Source organism: Flavobacterium jumunjinense, assembly GCF_021650975.2.
Classification (GTDB): domain Bacteria; phylum Bacteroidota; class Bacteroidia; order Flavobacteriales; family Flavobacteriaceae; genus Flavobacterium; species Flavobacterium jumunjinense.
Map to the genome: position 1 here is coordinate 4,135,211 of NZ_CP091285.1, position 23,292 is coordinate 4,158,502.

Consider the following 23,292-nt stretch of genomic DNA (forward strand, 5'->3'; position numbering starts at 1 on the left):
TAAGGTTTATTATTGTTTAACAAACTTATTACTAGAGATCATTTCTCCGTCTTTATAAATTTTAATAAAGTAGACACCATCATTCAAAGCTGAAATAGTAATGCTTCTGTCTTTAGATGTAATTACTTTTTTTCCTTGTAAATTATATATTACTACAGTATCGAAATTGTTTTTAGATTGAATATTTAAAACTGAAGACGCTGGATTTGGATAAATTACAAACGAATCTTTACCCTCTAAATTATTCGCTTCCGTTTTTCCAAAGCCTAAATCATCTTTAGGATCTAAAATAACTGTGTTTTGATAAATTACATTTGTTGTTTTAGTAGTTGAACATCCTGTATTTATATCTGTAACTACAACAGTATAAGGATAAACACCGTTTTGACTTTTAACAATTCCAATTTGATTGGCTGTACTAATTACTGTACCAGTTGTAGTTGTACCTTCATACCATTTGTAAGTATAACTTCCTGCTGGTAATCCTTTTACTTTTCTTGTTGTAGTTTGCCCTAATTGGTTAATCATATTTACACCAAAATTAAAACTTGGACCACCTTTCACAATAATTCTCATCGTTTTCTCAAGCCAACCATTGGAAACACCTGAGTTAATAGCTAGTTTTACTCTATATTCTACTGTAGTACCTTCTGGAGCGGTAAAATTATGTCCTCCAAGGGTATTATATACTTGAGATAAATTAATTGGTGCATCAGATGGTAATCCAGAAAACCAATTATTTACCCATTGTGAAGTATTTCCATTGGCATCTCTTTTGTGTATTTCGATAAAGTAATTAAAAGGTAAATAAGTATCTACTGTACCTGTAGCATCTAAAATTACTGGCTCTCCACTACAAGTAAAAATACCAATATTAGTATCTGCACTTAACCCATTCAATGCCATACCTACATTACTCGGCCCTACTAGACTTGGATTACCATTACTTTCTATAGTTACATCGTCTAAAAACAAATCCATATTTCGCATTGTCAAATTACTCGTTGGAATATCGATATAGGGAGCAAAAACCAATTGCGTATAATTTTTCGTTGGAACAAATGTAAATGTTACAGTAGACCAAGTGTTAGTAGAAGGTGATGTTATGTTCTTTACCACTTGTATATCTGTATATGGGAAAATTGTATTTACAGAATTATTAAGGTTTTGATCCATTTTTTGTGAGGAACTTAACGAAATATTATGATTAGGTTGCGCATCATTAGTTGCCATAATGTACAAATGATCAAATGCACCTTTTGTTCGCATCTTAAAACTAACAGTGTAAGTTGCCCCTTGTTTCATTGGATAATACATAAAAAAAGTTTGTCCTTCTCTATTCCATTTACCCGTATGAGTTATTTTGTGGTATGCATGTGCAAATCGGTTTCCAGTTGGTGCATTAACTTGTGAAAAACCACTAGGTTCTGATCTTGGTGAACCCGTTATAGTGTACCAACTTGGTCCTAAATTATTTTGTTTAAATCCTTCATAATTAGGTACTGTAGTTGTTTGTGTACCATAAATATCTTCAAATCCTCCATTAATTAATTGATAAGATTGCGCATTTGAAAATAAACCTACAAAAAGTAAACTTGTAATGACTAATTTTTTCATTGTAATATGTTTTATTTATTTATATTACAAAATTGTCTAAAATGCGAGAACTCTAGGATTGTTTTTTGCTGAAAGTAAATGCTTTTTTGCTGAAAGTTTACATTAATACCATTTATCACTTGAATTTACTGGAATAAAACGCCTTTTTTTCCTCGCTATTTCAAAATAAAAATAAAAACGTAACGATGCTATGCTTTGATTTTCTATTTTATATCAAGAAAAAAATCATTATTTTCTTTTACAGTAAATTCAAATCATAACTGGTATAAATATCAAATTTATAAACCAATTTGCATTCTATTTGTTAATTGAAAGAGTTTTCTATTGGATTTTTTGTTTGCATAAACTGCAAAGTGCTAATGAAGCATTATCGATAGTTGCAATACTTTCCACCGCATCGGTCATAACACATTTTTTATTTGGACAATGTGGTAATCCTAAATTATGACCTAACTCATGAATTGTAACTTTTTTTATTCTTAAAAAATATAGGTCTTCGTCTTTATGTTGCAATCGAAAAGAAGAAATAATACAGCTATTTCCAGGACAATATGCTAAGCCCATAATTCCCCAATCTTCATATTTATAGCTTGGTTCTTTCGTTTTTCCTGATTTGTCTTTCTTTGTGGTAGAAATATCTTTATGGGTGAGTCCTAAAATATAATCTATCGTATCCTTTTTTTGTTTTTTCTGAATATTTATAATACTATCAGCTCTATATCGGGCAGATTTCACTTGTATAAAGGCGGATTTAGGTAGGTCTATTTCTGGTAAAATAATTGTTTTAATAGTATAGAAAGAAGCAATGGTTTTGGCTAAACTATCGGTTTTAGCTTTTGGAAAACCTTTATAGGCTTGTATTCCAACTATTGTATCGTTGGTTATTCTTTTTTTCTGACATCCTAATAAAAGGATAAATGCTAAAACAACTATTTTTTTCATACTATATTTAAAAGATAAATATAGGCAAACAACATTAAAAAAACTTTTTATAGTTTTTCTTTCTTGGGTAGTACAAAATGAAAACAAACACCACTTTCTTTATTTTCCCTTTCTTTGAGATATATTACTCCTCCCATTTTATCGACAATAGATTTAATCGTTGCTAAGCCAATTCCAGCATTATTCGTTTTATTTTGATTTAATGTTTCAAAAAGTTCAAACACTTTTTCCCAATATTTTTCAGGAATTCCAGGTCCATTATCTTCATAATTAAAAGAAAAACTTTCAGCATTTTCTTCTAATGAAACTGAAATTTTGCATTCTGTTTTATCGGTATGCTTAACAGAATTAGATAAAAGATTTTGAATAATTTGTATAAATCCTATTTTTGAATGATGAATGGTTTTATTACAATTATTAAGTTCTAAATGAATAGGAATGTCTAAGTTTCCATTATTTAAAACATATTGAATTGTTTCTTCAATATTAAAATCTTCAAAATCTATTTGATTATTGTTTACTTTAGTATATTCTAAAATTCCATTGATAAGAAAATCCATATACTCAATTCGAGAATGAATAAGTTCTAGCCATTTCTCTACATCTGTATCTTTAATTAGGTCTTTGTAGTCTTCTTTTATAAAACCTATTAAAGAACTGACTCCTCGAATGGGGGTTTTTAAATCGTGAGTAAGCCGATGTGCAAAATGATTTAACTGACAGTTCATTCGTGTAACTTCGCTGTTCAGTTCTTCTAAATCCCTATTCTTTTTTCGAAGTTCCAATTGCGACATTACTTGTTTCGCTAAGGCTTGCAAAGTTTCTTTTTGTCCTATTGTCAAATCTTCTCTTGGTTTTGTGTCGATTACACAAAGTGTACCTAGTGAATAACCTTCTTTTGTATTTAAAGGTGCTCCTGCATAGAACATTACATTCGGACTACCTACAGACAATGGATTATCGCGAAAGCGTTCGTCTTTACTAGCGTCGGGAATAATGAATAGTTCATTTGGAGTATTTATAGCATGTGCACAAAAGGCTAAATCTCTAGGTGTTTCGCTTGCATCTAAACCGTGATGCGATTTGAACCATTGTCGATTTGGATCTATTAAACTCACCAAAGCCATTGGAGTTCCACAAATTTCTGCAGCTATTCTTGTTAAAGCATCATATTCTTCTTCAGGTAAAGTATCGAGTATTTTATAACCGTTTAAGGCTTCAGAACGAAGACTTTCATTATTAGGAATTTGGGGTTTTTGCATATCGCTTTCTTTATTTCTTCTTTACGACAGTAGACATAACTTTAACTTAGTCATATTTTAGTTTTGGCCTTCAATTCTTTTTATATTACTGAAAAGGAAGATTTCTGTCACCACTAAAGTTAACTAAATTTTCTTAATATTTTATAAAAATTCGCAAAAATTAAGTCATACTATGCTTTTTCCCAATTCATTATATTTTTTAAAGTTTTTTGCTAACAGAATTATTTTTTATTCTATTTTTTGCTTTTCAATTTGAAATTGAGAGCTTGTATCAATTCCATTTAAAAATATATAGTATACCCTTGTAATTTGAGTTTACTGTTACAAATGGTATAATTTACGTTTTCAATATTTCAAGATCTTATATCAAAAAAAAACGACCTGAATATTCCATTCAAGTCGCTTTCATTTTATTTTGTTTAGAATTACTTCACAATTGTCATTTCATCAACAATGTTTTTCGCTCCTGAGAAGTTCTCAATTACCCATAACACATAACGGATATCTACATTGATTGTTCTTTGTAAATTTTTATCAAAAATAACATCACCAGCCATAGCTTCAATGTTACCATCAAATGCTAAACCGATTAATTCTCCTTTACCATTTAGTACTGGAGAACCAGAGTTTCCTCCTGTAATATCATTATCAGTTAAGAAATTTACGTGTAAAGAACCGTCTTTGTCTGCAAAACGACCAAACTCTTTCTTAGCATTCATTTCTAATACTCTTGTAGGTAAATCAAATTCTAAATCTCCTTTTTTGTATTTTTTAACTTGACCATCTAAGGTTGTGTAGTTATTAATTGCTGCATCATTACGTTTGTCTTCTGGTAAAGCACGAACTTTTCCATAGGTTAAACGTAATGTTGAATTTGCATCTGGATATTTAATCTCTCCAATTTTAGACTCTCTTAAACCTTCTACTAATAAACGGAAAGAAGCTTCAAAATCGTTTTGTGCTTTTAATAATTCATCGCTTTTTACCAAATAATGATTCACTAACTCATTGCTTAATACATACAATGGATCATTCATAAGTAACTCTTCTGTTGGTGCATCTAAAAATGCTTTTACCCTATCAATAGATGTAAAAATACTTGAATCAAAAGTTGCATTTACATAGTTAGTAAAATCGCCATTGTTTTCTTTTGCTAATTTTTCAACTATAGGTGCTAAAACATAACCTGCTTTTTTATTATATAAGTTTAATTGAGCCGCTAAAATATCTTTTTCAGCAGGAATATGTAACTCTTTATGCATAGCAGTTGCCATTTCTAAAATAGCTGGAGCCATTTGTGCTCTCTTTGAAGCATCTGATTTTACGTAGATATCTAATTGTCTTCCTAAACTTCTGCCTACAGTTCCAAAAGCAGAGGTTCTGAACAATTGCACTAAATAATTATCATGTTGTGCTTTCTCATTCGTCATTGCATAATACGCATTAATTGTAGCTACTACATTTCCGTATTTTGCTTTGTTTGCAGATTTGTTTGCCCATTTGTTAAATTTAGCTTCTTGTTCTGCTTTTGTTTTAGCAACACCAAATTTAGATAAGGCATCAATCATTCCTTGACGGTTTTTCCAGTAATTGGCAACACCCGCAAATTTAGACGCATAAATAAGGTTTAACGCATCACTTTTTACCATGTATTTTTTCATGTTGTCCATTCCTGTTTTAGAACCTTCAACCCAAGCTGGATAAGCAAATTTTACATTTTGCTCAATTCCGCCAGCTGGCATCCAACGGTTTGTTCTTCCTGGATATCCTAAAATCATGGCAAAGTCATTTTCTGTAACCCCACCAATATTTACTGGTAAATGATGTTTTGGTTGCAAAGGAACATTACTTGCTGCATAGTCAGCTGGATTACCGTTTGCATCTGCATATACTCTAAACATTGAGAAATCGGCAGTATGACGTGGCCATTCCCAGTTGTCAGTATCACCACCAAATTTACCTAAGCTTTCAGGAGGAGTTCCAACTAAACGAACGTCTTTATAGTCTTGGTACACAAAATAGTAATATTCATTTCCTTGGAAAAAAGGACGAACAGAAACGGTATATTTTCCGCCTTCATTGTTCTCTTTTTCAATTTTTGCAATTTCTTGGTTAATTGCTTTTTCTCTTTCTGCTTCACTCATCTTTGGATTTACAACCGACAAGATTCTTTTTGAACAATCGTCCATACGAACAAAGAAACGTACATATAAGCTAGAAGGTTTTAACTCTTCTGCTCTACTTTTTGCCCAATAACCATCTTTTAGATAGTTTTTTTCTGCTGATGATAATTCTGCAATTGCATCATATCCACAGTGATGGTTTGTTAAAACTAATCCATCTTTTGAGATCATTTCTGCAGTACATCCACCATTAAATTGTATGATTGCATCTTTTAAACTGTGATTATTAATACTGTAGATTTCTTCTGCAGTTAATTGTAAACCCATTTTTTGCATGTCGCGGTGATTTAAACGTTCTAAGAACATTAAAAACCACATGCCTTCATCTGCTTTTACCGAAGAAGGTACAAGCATGCAAATTGTAATAAGTGATAATAAAATTTTTTTCATATTAAAATATTTCTTTAGTTGTGCGAAGATAATTTTTTTAAAAAAGATTAGAACGGTCATCGTAAATAAAAAATGAGATATTAAGATAATATTAACTTAAATAATACTTCCTTTTTACAAATAGTTGCAACTAGCTTTTGCGTTACTATGAAAAATATCATTTTCTTTTTTATCAAGAAATCTTAAACGATTTTACTCATTATCTATTAACTCCCAAATTTTTTCGTTATAATTTTGTTTCGTAATTCCTGTTAGTCTTTCGAGAGTTGCATAATATTTTTCATTTCCTGCTTCGAAAGGACCAACATTTAATAGTTCCCAAACCCCTTCAAATCCTTTTTCTTTTTCTATTTTCTTTACCAACAAAGCGTTCACTATATAATCGGTACTATTATTGAATCCGTTGGTTTTGAAATTCAAACGGGTTTCTTTTACTGCTTTCCAATTGGTTTTTCTATTATTAGCTACTTGTTCTTTAAATGCTTTAAAAATTTCTTGCCAAGACAAGCCCCAACTTCCTCCATAAATATAGGCACAACCTTCATCAACAGGTTTGTTTACTTCGTTTCTTGAAACAACTAAACTCAATCTATCGTGCCATAGATCATGTGGGTCAAAATGGCTAAAAATAGCATTATCATTACCTAAAACAATAATTTTATTATCTTTATCAGTAGCACTCCAAATACTTTCTGCTCTTCCGTTGTAATCTAATTTATACTGTACACCTATTAACTTTTGAAGTGCAATTATATTTTCACAACAATAAAATGATGTGGTCTTATTTTCTATTCTCAATTTCTTATCAAAAAAAGAAGTCAATTTGATATACTCCTTTATTTTACTCTTATTTATAGTGGTTTGATAATGAAATGTAGTATTTTGTATTGTTTCGACTTTCCAATCTTTAGTGTTTTTTAAGAACGGTGAAGAAAACAGAAAAGTATCGTCTCTTTTATGAGCAATTATTTCAAAACTTGCTCTAAGAATAGGTATTTCATTATTTATACCGATATAGGATATTTGTAGGTAATATTCGTCATCGTTCAGTATTACACAATTTGTTAAATAGGGTTTATAAAAAAAATCATCTTTTAACTCCTTACTCTTTTCTATTCCTTTCATTTCATCTAATAGAAGATAAGTAACGACATTTTCAGAATGGAGAATTAATTTATTTTGATCATTGGGTTGTTCTTTTACTATTAAAAACTGATTTAATGAGGCAACCAATTGTGTAACTACCAGGGTGTCTTTTGGCATTCGGATGTTGCCATTGATTTTTATGTTGTGAGTTTGTGCTAAAGCTGAAAAAGAAGCAATAGCAATTGCTAAAGTTAATATCGATTTTAAATTCATTTTGTTGTTTTTTAGTTATTTACAAATCTATATGAATAGCTATACTAAAAAAGTTAATGACTTTTAAATCTTGTTAAGCACTTGTTATTGTTTGGTTTAATAATTCACTTACTATTCCATAAACTAGATTTGTTTAAAAGAGGTTTCGAATATTTCAACTATTTCATTAAATTGATTTACCAATTCTTTTTTGTTTATTTCTAAAGACGGTCTAGTTGATGCTTCAAATTTATCTTTTTCATAAAACCTAGGCCAAAAGATACAATTGTAATAATAATAATCTACAATTTCTTCAAGGGTATTATTTTCAAGATGAATTTGTAGAAAATTGTTATCTTGATCTTGATAGACAAAATTATCAAACAGACTAATGAAATTAATAATTTCTTCAATCACTTCAATTCCAAAATTATCCTTACGAATACACTTTATGGTCTTTTTTACATTGTAATTATTTGTAGCTACAATTGTAAAATCATTAGCTTCTTCTAACCACACATCTAAACCTTCAAATAAAACTAATTCACTATGTAATGATTGTATCTTTTCTTTGAGGTTTTTTAATGAGTTTGTTGTGAAAGTTTTTTCATTTTTATAGGATAATAATCGCTCTGTTCCTTCATTATCTCTATACCATATTAAAAACAATGGACAAATATATGTTTTAGAAATATATTTAATAATCCAAATGGAGTGTTTTTCACATAAGTTTTCTAAAGTGTTTTTATTATCTATATCCATAGTAGTAAATTAAAGCTGTACCTAATTCTAATAATAGAATTACTTAATTTTTATTTCAAAAACACTTCATCAATAAAATCTTGCATTTCTATTGCATTATTATCTTTCTTTAAATCTTTCGCCAAAACTGAAAAAAATAAAGCTACTTCACTTTTAAGTAGATTCAGTTGCATTTCAAATTCATCCTTATTAACATGGAAACAAGCCAATTCCTCTTTATTTGAAATATCTATATTACTCTTTTTTAAAGAATAATATAACTTGATTGTATTATCATTTATCAATTTACCATAAAATGTATTAATCTCCTCTAAATTAGATTCTCCTTTTGTGATTATGGCTTCAACAGCATTAAAATGAGCTAATGAATCATAACATAGTCCAACATCAGTTGATAAAAATGCTTTTAATTCACTATTATGAAACAATCCTATTGCTTGCTCTAGCTGACAACAATTAAAGCTATCTATTGCAATCAAATCTGATAGGTATTTTTTATAAGCTAATAAATCATCTTTAATTTCTGAGAGCCTAACATAATCATAGCCACTTCTATTAAAATAATTTTTAAAATCGTATTTGTCTTTAATTAGTTTCTTTTGAACTTCAAATTTGGAATGATTACTATCAATTTGTTCAGCATTCATTAGCTCTAAAAAATCAATTCTAAAAAGCAAATCTATTTCTATGTTTTTTAAATAGTCCATTAACAATTTATTTTACATCATTAAAAAGCTTTTGTGATTTACTAATGTGATGTTTACAGCATGACAATATGGTGGTTGAAGCTAAAAATAGATATTACATATCCGATCTCATCCAGTTTTAGGGTTTTCAGAATACTTCATATTCGTTTTTAATATTCAAGTCCTAACTTTAAGCATTATTTTGGACAAGTAGATTTTTATTGCACAAAGTATTATGCTTTTATAAGGCTTTAATTTATTCAAACCAATCAGCATAAATCAATATAATTCCTAATTGGAACAACACAAATAGGAATTATGCCTTAGTAATTTTTATCAAAATTCTCGAGTTGGATTAACTATGATAACTAAGAAAAAAACTTGTGAATTCATCATAACTAAAATTAGTCTTCCTAGGTATTGTTATTGAACATATATGATCATTAAAAAAACCAGAAATAATCTTATATTGAGTAAAATTTACAAAACTGCTTTCCCAGATGTTATCTTGTAGTTTTTTTATAGATTGTATTTCCAAAACATCTAACCTTAAAGTTAATCCTGTTTTAATTATTTTAGATAGAGATTCTTTCATAGTCCAAAGAAAAAATGCCCCTTCCTTTTCCAAGTCTATATCTTTAACCATCTGAATTTCTCTTTCTGTCATATACGATTTTATTATAGATATCTTATCAAAATCAATTTTTTCAATATCTATACCAATAGGATATTCTTCATAATATGCTAAAGAAACTCCAATGTTATCTGAGTGACTGTAATTAACCTGAATGTTTTTTGAATTTCCTTTTACTACTGGAAATCCAAAAACTCCATTTACAATTGATATATTTTGCGGATTAATATCATTATCCAACTGTTCAATAGCAATTTTAGAACTTAACCTACCTAACAAGTAACTTAGCCGTCTTAAAGGATATTTAAAACCAATATACCTGTTTCTTTCGTCTTCACTTAATAGATAGGTTAACTCCAATAATTCTAAAATATCACCTCCAATAAAACAATAACCTACTTCATAGGAAATAGTTTCGTCTTCCCTGAATAAATTTAGAGTTCCTTTCTGGATTGATAACATTTATTGAATATCAAAAAATTATATAAATTAGTCAAAAAGCTATTGTACAGGAGTGTACTTTGTGATTTTTTGATTTATTTTTCCAAATATAGATTTACCCGCTGTATCTTTCATTTCTATTTCTACAACATCACCAAACTTTAAAAAAGGCGTTGTAATTTCTCCTTTATTAATCATTTCCAAACATCTAATTTCAGCAATACAACTTGATCCATCGATGCCTCCCTTATTTGCAACTGTACCAGAACCAATTATAGTTCCAGCCATCAAAGAACGAGTTTTAGCAGCATGTGCTATCAATTGTCCAAAATCAAAATTCATATCAATCCCTGCGTTAGGTGAACCAATTTTAATTCCATTGATAGAAGAATATAAAGGCAAATGTAACTTACCTCCATCCCAATTATTACCTAATTCATCAGGTGTAACAACAACTGGTGAAAAACTAGTCCAAGGCTTAGATTGATAAAAACCAAATTGTTTCTTTAATTCCTCAGGGATTAAATTTCTTAGAGAAACATCATTCACAATACCGATCAACTTAATATGTTTTTTTGCTTGTTCAGCATTAACTCCTGGTGGCACATCGTCTGTTATAACTACAACTTCTGCTTCCAAGTCAATCCCCCAATCTTCAGTCTCTACTTTAATATCATCATTAGCCCCAATAAATGCATCCGAAGCCCCCATATACATTAATGGATCTGTCCAAAATGATTCTGGTAACTCTGCATTTCTTGCTTTTCTAACCAACTCTACATGTGTTACATAAGCACTTCCGTCTGCCCAATGATAAGCTCTAGGAATTGGAGCCATAATTTTCGCTTCTGTAAAATCAAATATTCCTTCTATTTTTTCTTCTTCCAATTTTTCTGCAACTTCTCTCAAAAGACTTTCACTTTTTTCCCAATTATCCATTGCTTGTTGCATTGTTATTGCAATTGATGGAACTTTAACCGCTTTTGTTAAGTTTTTATTAACTACAACTAATTGTCCGTCCCTTGTTCCGTTGTCTATTGTTCCTAATTTCATGTCTTTTTTTTGTAAATTTATAATTTTTTTTTCGATATCCAAACTGCAATATCGTCCATAATAATGGTACTTTCCTCTCCTTGCTTACTTCCCCACAAAGCAGCAACCTCATCAAAAACTGGAGCTTGAAAAGGATAATTGAGTTTCTCTTTTTCATATTCGTCCTTAAGAAGTTCGATGACTTCCTTTTCTTCTTCTTTTGAAATGTCCAACTTCTTATCATAGATAATCGCATGTTCAATGGAACGCAAATGATAAATCGTATATAAAAAGGGTATTTTTTTGTCAGTCATTATTCCTCCTTCGTTATCTGATCCATTAACTTCAACAAATAAGGCAAACGATAGTCACCAAACATGTTTTTAATATAATTAGCCGCTACTTCTTTCTCCAAACCTATAGCCGACACAAACAACGGATTTTTACTCTCTCCTCGTAAAATTTCAACTACGGTTTCTTTATTGCTTTGAAAGGATGTCTTTGCCATTCCAATAATGGGAAACTTTTTATCCAAAGCTTCATACAAATGACCTCCTAAACCATATTTCCCTTCATTATCTACATATATGTGTCCATCAATGATAATTGCTTCCAAGTCTTCTAATGCAACTTCTTCCAAAGCATTCATAATACAAGGCAATTCTCTTTTGTAGAACGAACCCGGTTCATACTCCATCACGTCTTTTGTAATATGAGTCACTACATTACAAGGGGTTTCACTTTGCCAATTTTCAAAAAATAGCAAAACGGTTTTGGCATAATCGGTTTTATAATGGACATCTATGGTTAAAATCATATTGGATAAGGTTAAAAAACAAATATAAATATTTGATTCATTTATTAAACTATTCACTGCTAATAATACTACAATTAAAAAACCTTTACCAAAGAAAATCTAATAAAAGACAACTTCGGTAAAGGCACATTAAGAGTATTTTTGTTATAGTTATAGTAATGCTAATCACTAATTATGTTAGTACCTTTTTTCTGTTTTGGTTTACTTCTTCTTTTTTGCATTTAATCTTGCAACTGTTCGAAAAGTATTTGCTTCTTAAAACATTTTACACCGTTTCCGATGTTGATGTAGTAGAACGTTCTCTTTACGATATGTCTTTAAATATGTAATGGATATGAATCCAGAAGACAATGTTAATAATCCTAGTTCTTTGACAAAATTTAGAAAACTACGTTTGAAAAACACTCACTTAATGAATTACCCTGAGGCAGAGCCTAGAGGTATCAAGCAGAAAAAACATTTTTAGATTGATGAAAACCTAAGGTTTTCAAACTTTCCACTTTTACCCCGAGGCAAGCCTCGAGGAATTCTTTTGATTAAAATTCAAAACTCAATCCAAATTCATGTGTGCCATTTTCATAATTATTAATGTCTGTAGTATTAGACTCATAAGCATAGCCTAATTTGAGTCGGTCTTTAATGGTAATATAAAGAAATCCGCCAATGGCTCTCTCTACTCTATAGTTTACACCAACATCAAATTTCTTAAAGAATTCAAAGGTACCTGTAGCATCTGTAATTATTTCTTCTTCTGATAAGCGAACCAAAGTAGAAGGTATAAAGTTAATGCTATTGGATAATTTTAGATAATAACCTCCACTTACATATAGTTGGGCTTTATTATTAGCTTGAGTAGCTACTCCATTTTTATCTGCTACACGATCGGTTTCAAATAGTCTAGGAACGGACAACGAGGCGTAGTAGTTTTCATTTTTCAAATAAAATCCTACACCCACATTAGGGTTAAAATAATTAGTGTCTTGAGAAAGAAAAGGATCAGCTGGTAAATCTAATTTTCCAAAATCAATGCTAACAAACGAACCTCCAGCTTGAACTCCAAATAATAAATCGGTTGCTTTTGCAACTTGAATTTTATAAGAAAAACTGGCAAACAAAGAGGTGTTTTGCTCAATAAAAACCTTATCAGCTATCACTATAGCTCCAATATTCATCTTATCTTTTATGGGAATTCCTAAACTAACACTTTGGGTTTCTGGTGCATAATCAACACCCAAAAACTGACTTCTAAAATTCGTTTTAATAGTTACTCTTTCCTCTGCACCAAAAGCTGCAGGATTGAAAAAATTAGTGTTGTAGCGATACAAAGAGTAACTAGGTTCTACTTGTGCTATTGCATTTAATGCATTGATTAAAAGGAATAGTATCGAAAAAAATATTTTATATAGTTTCATGTTATCTTTTATAAACAATTAGTAATTAATGTATAACCATCCTTTAATAAATAAAGAACCCTCTCCAAAAACATTAATGACAAAATAGTAGGAACCAATAGGTACTAATTCTCCTGAGCCATTTCTATTTCCTTTCCAGTCGTTTTGATAGTTCGTAGTATTATAAACTTTGATACCATTTCTATCAAAGACTTCGATTGTAGCTTTTGGGAAATTCGTTATATTTTCAATCACCCATGTATCATTTTCACCATCACCATTTGGAGATATTCCCAAAATAGGGGTAATATCAGGGTTTAGTTCGTTATCACAAGAATCTGCAATAGCATCTAAATCTATATCAAGACCAGTAAAAGAAACATAGGCATCAGCAGTATTTGCATTACCATTACTATCTGTTACGGTTAAAGTTACCACTTGCACCTCATCTAGTCTAGGACAAGTGAAACTAGTTAGATTTAAAGACATACTAGCTACTCCACAAGCATCATAACTGCCATTATCAATCATTTCAGGAGTAATCATAGCTATCCCCGAATTATCTAATGCTACACTAATATCTTGCGTAATCACTATTGGACCAGTAGTATCTTCTACTGTTACTAATGCTGTTGCACTAGCTGTATTTCCACTTATATCTGTTACGGTAAGCGTAACCAAAATAGGTGTACCTATATTGGTACAATCAAAAGAGGTACTATCTAAAGTCATAGAAGCAATGGTACAATTATCAAAACTACCATTGTCGATCATAGTGGGTGTAATTGTAGTAAAACCTGTAGCATCAAGAGTAGCTGTTATATCTTGAGTTTGTACTATTGGCAATTCAGTATCTACAACGGTAACTACTTGTGTACAACTCGCTGTATTTCCAGCACTATCTGTTGCTGTCCAAGTTACTGTGGTATCTCCTATTGAAAAAGCGGTTGGTCCATCATTGCTTACTGTTGGTACTCCACAATTATCAGTAGCTGTAGCTAAACCTATAGAAGCGGTTGAAGTACATTGCCCAAGACCTGTATTGATGGTAATCGCTGTTGGACAAGTTATCACTGGATTTTCATTATCAATAACAGTAACAAGCCGTGTACAAGTAGTTGTGTTTCCTGCACTATCTGTTGCTGTCCAAGTTACTGTGGTATCTCCTATTGAAAAAGCGGTTGGTGCATCATTAGTAACTGTTGGTACTCCACAATTATCAGTGGCTGTAGCTAAACCTATGGAAGCGGTAGATGTACATTGTCCTAAATCTGTATTGATTGTAATTGCTGTTGGACATGTTATCACTGGATTTTCTGCATCTACAACGGTAACTATTTGTGTACAACTTGCTGTATTTCCAACACTATCTGTTGCTGTCCATGTTACTGTAGTGTCTCCTATTGGAAAAACGGTTGGTGCATCATTACTTATTGTTGGTACTCCACAATTATCAGTGGCTGTAGCTACTCCTATGGAAGCCGTTGATGTACATTGTCCTAAATCTGTATTGAGTGTAATTGATGTTGGACATGTTATCACTGGATTTTCTGCATCTACAACGGTGACTATTTGTGTACAACTTGCTGTATTTCCAGCACTATCTGTTGCTGTCCATGTTACTGTAGTGTCTCCAATTAGAAAAGCTGTTGGTGCATCATTACTTATTGTTGGTACTCCACAATTATCAGTGGCTGTAGCTAAACCTATGGAAGCCGTTGATGTACATTGTCCTAAATCTGTATTGATTGTAATTGATGTTGGACATGTTATCACTGGATTTTCTGCATCTACAACGGTGACTATTTGTGTACAACTTGCTGTATTTCCAGCACTATCTGTTGCTGTCCATGTTACTGTAGTGTCTCCAATTAGAAAAGCAGTTGGTGCATCATTACTTATTGTTGGTACTCCACAATTATCAGTGGCTGTAGCTACTCCTATTGAAGCCGTTGATGTACATTGTCCTAAATCTGTATTGAGTGTAATTGATGTTGGACATGTTATCACTGGGTTTTCTGCATCTACAACTGTTATTAATTGCGTACAAGTTGCTGTATTTCCTGCAGGATTAGTTGCAGTCCATGTTACTGTGGTATTTCCTATTGGATAAACTCCCGATGCATTATTCGTGTTTGTGAAATCGTTAGTCGCATATCCGTTACAAGAAACAGCTCCATAAGTCCAAGCTATACTTACATCACTATTGGTTAAAGTACCAGTATAACCGTTTCCAGTTGCATCATTTGCAGTAGTACTTCCAGAAGCTTCATCTAAACGATAGTAAGCAACTAAATTAGCATCAGTTTCTGAAACACAAGTGTTCATTGAAGCCACTATAGCTGCGTTATTTCTTTCTTGGTTCCAAATTCGTAATTCATCTATTTTACCATTAAAGAATTGAGCGCTATCGGTTCTAGAACCAATAGTCATACGATTATCATTTCCCCAACTACTTGTACCTCCACTAACTGTATTTTGCAGTTCGACCCCATTGATAAGAACAGTAATTGTTTTTGAAGTCGCATTCCATTTAAAAGCCAAATGTGTCCATTGATTCACAGGGATACTTGCTCGAGTATCTACACTATAAGTAATCGAATTATCTCTTATATATAAATAAGGCACCCCTGATAGGCTTACTAATATAGTTGCAAAATTATTTGAATCTAATTGTGCAAAAAATAATCTACTAGTAATAGTCGGAGACTCTCTAGTGACCCACATTTCAACGGTAAAACTGTTTGCACCAATATTATTGAATACGGTAGGAAGTGGCGCTGCAATATAGTCATTTGTTCCATCTAAATCTATAGCATTTCCATTAGTGAAGCCTTCAAAATCTGGAAGTAATACATTGGCTTCACATTGCCCAGCATCATTATTTACTGTAACACTTGCTGGGCAACCTAAAACCTTAATGTAAGCTGTTTTAGTAAGCGTTCTAGAGCAACCATCAAGATCTGATACCGTTAAACTCACTGTATAATCTCCTGAAGTGGTATAAGTATGAGTAGGGTTTTGGACACTAGAAGTATTACCATCTCCAAAATTCCAACTCCAACTGGTAATTGGAGCTCCGAAAGTGGTTAAATCTGTGAAAGTAACACTTGTATTGGGCTGTAATAATGTTTGATTGGCTTGAAAATTAGTATTAGGTCCAACGGCTTGTGCCGTATTCGTAAATACACCCGTATCGGTATTACCAAAACTATCCGTAACAGTTAAGGAAACAGTATAGCTACCTGGAGTATTGTAAATGTGTGAAGGGTTTTGGTCAGTAGAAGTAGTACCATCTCCAAAATTCCATAGCCAACTAACAATAGGTGCACCGTTAGCTACAGAAGCATCAATAAAATTGGCTGTTAAAGGCGCACAACCAAAATATCCAAATGTTGGTGCATCTATATCAGCTACTGGTTTAGATATTTTAATATAAGCCACTTTACTTTCAAAATCAGAAAGTCCAGTCATCGTATCTTCTATGGTTAACCTTACTGTATATTCACCATAAGAAGTATAACTGTGAATTGGATTTTGAGCTGTGGATGTACCACCATCTCCAAAATTCCATAGCCAAGTATCTGGAATAACAGATTGATCTGTAAAAAAAACAGTATGCGGTGTTGAATTTCCTACTACTGGGCTTGCAGTAAATGCGGCATCTAGTATAGTTTGTGCTTGCAACAGTACAATTCCCAAAAAGAAAAAGAACATTGTGGTTATAGTATTTTTTATACTCATAATTAACATTTTTAATTTCCCAAAACTACAACAATTACTTTAGTATGAAAATACGTAGGGTATGTAAATATTACGTAGAGTACGTAAAAAAAATAAGCATTGACTAGAATCAATGCTTATTTAAAAAAATTATTATTGGTATTATTTTTTACTTATTTTCTTCAGAATAGTTCCTTCAGTACTGTATAATTGAAGAAGATAAGTACCCGTATTTAAGGTACTCATATCTAAAACATAGGAAGTCATCGTATTATTTTCAAGAATATTCTTTTGTACCAAACGTCCAGAAAGATCATAAATTGCAATACTTTGTATACTGTTATCTGAATTTGATTGTATCGTTAGCTTATCTTTTACTGGATTAGGATAGATTGCAAAATGTTCTTCAAGAGAAAGATTAGCTGTACTTAAAGTCGAATCAAAAGCTTCATACCAAGAAATTCTATCGCTAAACTTCCCTACAACGATATCTAAATCACCATCATTGTCAATGTCTCCTCCAACAATACTTGAAACACTATTGGAATTGGATGTTATTAAAACCTTTGTGAATATTGGATCTGAAGCACCATCATTTTCATAATAATCGAAGGTATTTACATTGGCTACCAAAACATCAAGATCACCATCACCATCCACATCACCCACATTCACTGTTAGTAAATCACTTACAGTAGATGAAATTACTGTTTTTGTAAAAGTAGGATTCGTTGCGCCATCATTTTCGTACCAAGCAATAGTGTTATCTGCTGTAGAAGTAGACAAAACATCTAAATCGCCATCATTGTCAAGATCTCCTAAAGAAACTGCTTTTACTGTCATGGCATTTGTTGTAATGATATTATTAATAAAGGTCGGATTGGGCGCACCATTATTTTCATACCAAGATACTGTATTGCTATATCGTAAAGCAACTAACATATCTAGATCACCATCATTATCAAGATCTCCCACAGCAATATCATGTATACCACTAACAGTAGTACTAATGATATTCTGACTAAAACTAGGATCGGAAGCACCATCATTTTCAAACCAAGCCAAAGTTTGATCACTTTGAGAACCTGAAATAATGTCTAAATCACCATCATTATCTAAATCACCTACTGCTAAACGATAAGCCCAATCTGCTGTAGTTGTTATAATGATTTTTGTAAACATGGGGTCTGCATTACCATCATTTTCATACCAAGCTACTGTATCATCTTGAGAAGACGAAGAAACAACATCTAAGTCACCGTCATTATCTAAGTCAGCCACTACTACACTTGTTGCAGAATTAGCTGTTATCGTAATGGTGTTTTTTGTAAAAATAGGATTTACAGGATCTCCATTATTTTCAAACCAAGCAATAGTATCATCATTAACAGATGAAGACACAATATCTAAATCCCCATCATTGTCAATATCTGCTAGACTAATTTTTGTAACATAATCTAATGCTGTTGTTACCGTGTGATCCATGTATGAAAGTGGTGAAGGCATACTAGCTGTTTCTACTACAAAACTAAACATGGAGGGATTACGCAGAAAATAACCTTCTTCCGACGATAAGTTAGTAGTCAATACCACTGTAATAAGCTCTCCTGGTTTAAAATTATTTAAAGGGTTAAATACTAATGTGGAAGTACCCCCTCCAGTAAATGCACCTTCAATAATACCTGTTTGTGCACCTGTAATCAAAATAGAATTTAAATTAATTGTAGTAGCATCAAGAGTTGTAGTAAAATTTATTATAATAGGACTATCCACTGGAACACTAGTGGATTGAGCTACAGGAGAACTTGTTGTAATTTGAAGTTCTGTAGTGGCTTCATACCAAGCAACTGTATCATCATTAGTTGAGGCTACAAATATATCTAAATCACCATCTCCATCAACATCCCCCACACTGATACTATTAGCCCCATCAGCTGTTTTTGTAATTATTTGCTCCGTAAAACTGGGTGCTATTGCTCCGTCATTTTCAAACCAAGAAACGGTATCATCATAATTTGAAACTGCAAATATGTCTAAATCTCCATCTCCATCAATGTCATCAATAGAAACTCGTCTCGCTCCATCTGCTGCGTTGGTTAGTACAATTTTTGTAAATGTTGGATTAGAACCTCCATTATTTTCAAACCAAAAAATAGAGTCATCGTCTCTGGAAGAAGCTGCAATATCATAATCGCCATCACCATCTAAGTCACCAAATGAAATATCAGTAGCATTATTAACTGAAGTACTGATGATGCGTTCTGTAAACGTGGGATCTATTCCTCCATCATTTTCAAACCAAGAAATTGTATCATCATATCTAGAAGTAGAAAAGATATCTAAATCCCCATCACCTTCCATATCACCAATAGTCAATGTATAAGCTCCATTTGTGGCTGTGGTAATAACAATTCGAGTAAATGTTGGATCTGCTGCACCGTCATTTTCATACCAAGCTACAACATCATCAAATAAGGAAGCCGACAATATATCTAAATCGCCATCACCATCCATATCACCAACAGTAACACTTGTTGCAAAATCGGCAGTATTCGAAACGACTATCTTTGTAAAAGAGGGTGTAGTTGCCCCATCATTCTCATACCAAGCAATGGTATCATCTTCGGCTGAAGCGGATAAAATATCCAAATCACCATCATTATCTAAGTCGCCAACAAAAACAGCTGTAGCAAAATCTGCTGTGTTTGTTACTACATGTCTGGTAAAAGTAGGTTGGTCCGTTCCATCATTTTCATACCAAGCAATAGTATTAATAATTGAAGCAGCAGTTACTACATCTAAATCACCATCATTATCAATATCTGCAGTATAGAGATCTGTAGCATAATTTTCTAAAGTTGATATTTCTCTTTTTAAAAAGCCTAATGGAGCCGCAACAGCATTGGAAATAACTGTAAAATAAAAAACAGTAGGATTTGCTAAGGCTGTATTTCCTAAGGTAAGGTTACTAGTGACCACTATCGTAATCATTTCACCAGGTTTAAATGGAGTGTTTGGAGTAAAGGTTACAATTGCTGTTCCCTCACCAGAAAAAGATCCAGCAATCAAACCACTTTGTGAACCTGAAACAACAATAGTACTAGCATTTATTGTTGCTGCATCTGTAGTGCTGTCGAAAGTTAGTATAATATCCGTATTTGCTAAAATATGAGTAGCATTTCTCAAAGGAGCAGTGGCAATTAAATTTTGAGCAAAACCTTTTTGGTCATTCAAAAAAAGTATTGTCATTGCTACCAATAATAAGTAATATTTTTTCATCGCATTTGTGATTTAGTTTGTGCATACAATATTATAATAAACACAAACCAAAAACCATACGTACGAAGGGTAAATATTACGTAGCCTACGTACTTTACTAAATGATAAAAAAGACCTTAACTTCAATCATGAGTTAAGGTCTTTCTAAATAAAACCCTCTTTACAAGAAAATTTCATGTATAAGCATTAGAAAGAAATATACTATATTTTATTCCAACCACCATCACCTCCTGCTCCTGCAAATGCTAAAACACCTGTAGGAACTCCCCTAAAATCACCAATAGGCATTCCATCTTTTCTAAAAAAAACAGCTACTACAACACCTATTCCTATTTCTCCGCATGTTACTCCTACTGATGTTGTATTCTTCCATAGGTCATTCCAGTCTTTATAACCCGTACTAAGGTTTCCATCACATTTAATATCTGCTACTCCAAACCCATATACTCTATGATCCCAAACATAAGGATGGTCTTTAGAATCTTTTGGCGTACACATAAATCGTCCATCGATACCTAACATACTAAATTCAGTTTTTGCACCTATAGGATCTACTAACTTACCACTTTCAAGAATGTAATCCTCAATTTCACTATCTGACATTTTACTACTTAAAATCTTTTTAATTAAGCCATTAAAAGCTGTAGTCTGTTTTGGGTTTTGTTTTAAATCATTCATATCTATTTGTTTTAAATTACTTGTTTTCTTTACTAATTGTTTGTAAGAGATTAGGTAGTTAAATCAATTAATTGAGATAGAAATTGAATCTCAACTTGAACTCTTAAAATCACTTTAGTAATTTCCTTTATATATTCTAATTACATACTGCTGTAAAACAATGTTGTTCCGAAAAAAAATACTGCTTTAATCATAATGCAATATCAAATATTTATAAACACCATAAAATACGTAGACTAAGCAATTATATAGTAACCTACGTATACTAAGAAGTATAAAAAACAAAAAAGACCTTAAACACGATACGTGTTAAGGTCTTTTTAAGTAAGGAAACCAATTACTAATAACTTACATTTTAATCATTTTTTTAGTAAGCACTCCTTTATCTGTAATAACTTTAATAGTATAAGTAGCTGCACTTAATAGGGAACTATCAATACGAATAATTTCTAAATTATCTTTTATATTTTGTGCCTTTACCAATCTTCCCGTAAGATCATAGATGGCTATTTTTTGAATAACTAGTCCTTTTTTTACTTGAATATTTATTTGATTATTCGTAGGGTTGGGATAGAGAGACCATTCATTATTAAGTTCATTATCATGTAAGCTTAAGGTAGTACTCTCATTTTCATACCAAGCAATTTTATTGTCATTTCCAGAAGCAGATAAAACATCCGAATCTCCATCACCATCTAAATCGGCAGCATAAATATTTCTAACAGCATCAGCACTAGTCGTTATAACTTGTTGTGCACCAAAATTACCATTCCCATCATTTTCATACCAAGCCACTTTATCATCATTTGATGATGCCGATAGAACATCCATATCGCCATCCCCATCTAAATCTGTGGCATAAACATCATAAGCAAAAGGAGTAAGAGTAGCTGCGGTAATCAATTGTTTGGAACCAAAAGTTCCATTACCATTATTTTTATACCAAGCAACACCATCAAATCTTAAAGCGGCCAGCACATCCTGATATCCATCTCCATCTAAATCTGCAGCATATAAACCAGCTATAGCCAAATCACTAAGACTAATACTTTGAAAAGCTCCAAAGTTACCAAATCCATTATTTTTATACCATCCTACATAACCATTTGAAGAAGCAAGCACGTCAATTCCACCGTCATTATCTAAATCAGTAGTATGTATTGCTCCTGTACCTTGTAAACTTGTAAGAATTTCTTCTGTCCAAGAACTACCATTACTATTATTTTTATACCAATAAATGTGTCCTGTATTAATAGATGTTGAAACTACATCTAAATCACCATCACCATCCATATCTGAAACAGCTATTCTTCTTACTAAATTGGCATGAGTGGTTATGGTTTGTTGGGAACCAAAATTACCACTTCCGTCATTTTCATACCACGCAATGCGATCGTCTCCCGCTGAAGCCGAAATTACATCCATATCTCCATCATTATCTAAATCAGCAGCATAAACCTCCCAAGCTTCATCTACACTTGTGGTAATAATTTGTTGTGCCCCAAAGTTGCCTGAACCATCATTGGCATACCAAGCAATTTTATTATCGTCTATAGAAGCAGAAAGTACATCCAAATCTCCATCTCCGTCTAGATCGGCAGAAAATACAGTAAAAGCGTCTGAAGCATTAGTAGTAATTATATTTTGTCCATAATCAAAAGTTCCTGCACTATTGGTACTTACCGCAGTGGTAAAACTAGCTACTAACTTAGTGGTACTAGTACTCAAAGTGACGCTAATAAGCTCTCCTGGTTTGAAGTCGTCGTTTGGAATAAAGAGTATTGAAGTACTATATAATCCTATAAAATTCCCCAAAATTCTACCTGTTTGAGAACCCGAAACAACAATAGTTACAGCATTAAATTGTGCTGGGGTAATAATAGCATCAAAAGAAATAGATAGATTTGCATTTACAGGTACATTGATAGCATTCATAGTGGGATTGGTAGACACAATGTTTTGCGAATAAATACTAGTTGACAGTAACAGTATTAAAGCGAATGGAACGGATAAAAGGTAGTTTTTTTTCATTGTAATTTATTTTTTTTTTAAAATACAATGTTACTGTAAACCACAATAGTAAACCATACGTATTAGGCGCAAAAATTACGTAGTTT

16 protein-coding genes and 1 pseudogene are annotated in these 23,292 nt (G+C 32.0%); 1 reads left to right on the forward strand and 16 read right to left on the reverse strand.

The window, feature by feature from the left end; all coding sequences use genetic code 11:
• Positions 1-9: 9 nt before the first annotated feature.
• The 11 genes from L2Z92_RS18765 to L2Z92_RS18815 form a co-directional block, all read right to left on the reverse strand.
• Positions 10-1,617: a T9SS type A sorting domain-containing protein gene (locus tag L2Z92_RS18765; RefSeq protein WP_236456230.1), complete on the reverse strand. Its 1,608-nt coding sequence runs from the start codon at positions 1,615-1,617 to the stop codon at positions 10-12.
• A 321-nt stretch (positions 1,618-1,938) separates the two neighbouring features.
• Positions 1,939-2,559 (reverse strand): matrixin family metalloprotease, encoded by a 621-nt coding sequence (locus tag L2Z92_RS18770; RefSeq protein ID WP_236456231.1) that lies wholly within the window; start codon positions 2,557-2,559, stop codon positions 1,939-1,941.
• A 47-nt stretch (positions 2,560-2,606) separates the two neighbouring features.
• On the reverse strand, positions 2,607-3,821 hold the full coding sequence (locus tag L2Z92_RS18775; protein WP_236456232.1) for a sensor histidine kinase: 1,215 nt from the start codon (positions 3,819-3,821) through the stop codon (positions 2,607-2,609).
• Positions 3,822-4,246: 425 nt separating this feature from the next.
• Positions 4,247-6,394 (reverse strand): S46 family peptidase, encoded by a 2,148-nt coding sequence (locus tag L2Z92_RS18780; protein ID WP_236456233.1) that lies wholly within the window; start codon positions 6,392-6,394, stop codon positions 4,247-4,249.
• A 192-nt stretch (positions 6,395-6,586) separates the two neighbouring features.
• Positions 6,587-7,753, reverse strand: a complete 1,167-nt coding sequence (locus L2Z92_RS18785; RefSeq protein ID WP_236456234.1) for a hypothetical protein — start codon at positions 7,751-7,753, stop codon at positions 6,587-6,589.
• Positions 7,754-7,876: 123 nt separating this feature from the next.
• Complete coding sequence (locus L2Z92_RS18790; protein ID WP_236456235.1) at positions 7,877-8,494, reverse strand: hypothetical protein; 618 nt, start codon at positions 8,492-8,494, stop codon at positions 7,877-7,879.
• Between the two features lie 50 nt (positions 8,495-8,544).
• Positions 8,545-9,201: a hypothetical protein gene (locus tag L2Z92_RS18795; RefSeq protein ID WP_236456236.1), complete on the reverse strand. Its 657-nt coding sequence runs from the start codon at positions 9,199-9,201 to the stop codon at positions 8,545-8,547.
• Between the two features lie 334 nt (positions 9,202-9,535).
• Positions 9,536-10,276: a 4'-phosphopantetheinyl transferase family protein gene (locus L2Z92_RS18800; protein WP_236456238.1), complete on the reverse strand. Its 741-nt coding sequence runs from the start codon at positions 10,274-10,276 to the stop codon at positions 9,536-9,538.
• Between the two features lie 39 nt (positions 10,277-10,315).
• On the reverse strand, positions 10,316-11,308 hold the full coding sequence (locus L2Z92_RS18805; protein WP_236456239.1) for a fumarylacetoacetate hydrolase family protein: 993 nt from the start codon (positions 11,306-11,308) through the stop codon (positions 10,316-10,318).
• A 17-nt stretch (positions 11,309-11,325) separates the two neighbouring features.
• Positions 11,326-11,601 (reverse strand): hypothetical protein, encoded by a 276-nt coding sequence (locus L2Z92_RS18810; protein ID WP_236456240.1) that lies wholly within the window; start codon positions 11,599-11,601, stop codon positions 11,326-11,328.
• Positions 11,601-12,104 (reverse strand): endonuclease V, encoded by a 504-nt coding sequence (locus L2Z92_RS18815; RefSeq protein ID WP_236456241.1) that lies wholly within the window; start codon positions 12,102-12,104, stop codon positions 11,601-11,603. Before L2Z92_RS18815 ends, L2Z92_RS18810 begins: the two co-directional genes overlap by 1 nt.
• Positions 12,105-12,346: 242 nt before the next feature.
• Between L2Z92_RS18815 and L2Z92_RS18820 the strand changes: the two are divergent.
• A pseudogene (locus L2Z92_RS18820) lies at positions 12,347-12,522 on the forward strand (transposase); the annotation flags it as partial.
• Between the two features lie 118 nt (positions 12,523-12,640).
• Here the strand turns inward: L2Z92_RS18820 and L2Z92_RS18825 are convergent.
• The 5 genes from L2Z92_RS18825 to L2Z92_RS18860 all read right to left on the reverse strand — a co-directional run bounded on the left by L2Z92_RS18825 (position 12,641) and on the right by L2Z92_RS18860 (position 23,206).
• Complete coding sequence (locus L2Z92_RS18825; RefSeq protein ID WP_236456242.1) at positions 12,641-13,516, reverse strand: PorP/SprF family type IX secretion system membrane protein; 876 nt, start codon at positions 13,514-13,516, stop codon at positions 12,641-12,643.
• An 18-nt stretch (positions 13,517-13,534) separates the two neighbouring features.
• Positions 13,535-17,239: an HYR domain-containing protein gene (locus L2Z92_RS21420; RefSeq protein WP_319800385.1), complete on the reverse strand. Its 3,705-nt coding sequence runs from the start codon at positions 17,237-17,239 to the stop codon at positions 13,535-13,537.
• Positions 17,240-17,380: 141 nt separating this feature from the next.
• Positions 17,381-20,497, reverse strand: a complete 3,117-nt coding sequence (locus L2Z92_RS18850) for an FG-GAP-like repeat-containing protein (protein ID WP_236456243.1) — start codon at positions 20,495-20,497, stop codon at positions 17,381-17,383.
• Between the two features lie 201 nt (positions 20,498-20,698).
• Positions 20,699-21,175 carry a hypothetical protein gene (locus L2Z92_RS18855; RefSeq protein WP_236456244.1) on the reverse strand — a complete coding sequence of 159 codons (477 nt, stop codon included), beginning with the start codon at positions 21,173-21,175 and terminating at the stop codon, positions 20,699-20,701.
• A gap of 348 nt (positions 21,176-21,523) precedes the next feature.
• A complete protein-coding gene (locus tag L2Z92_RS18860) occupies positions 21,524-23,206 on the reverse strand; it encodes an FG-GAP-like repeat-containing protein (protein ID WP_236456246.1) in 1,683 nt (560 codons plus the stop codon).
• Positions 23,207-23,292: the final 86 nt, after the last annotated feature.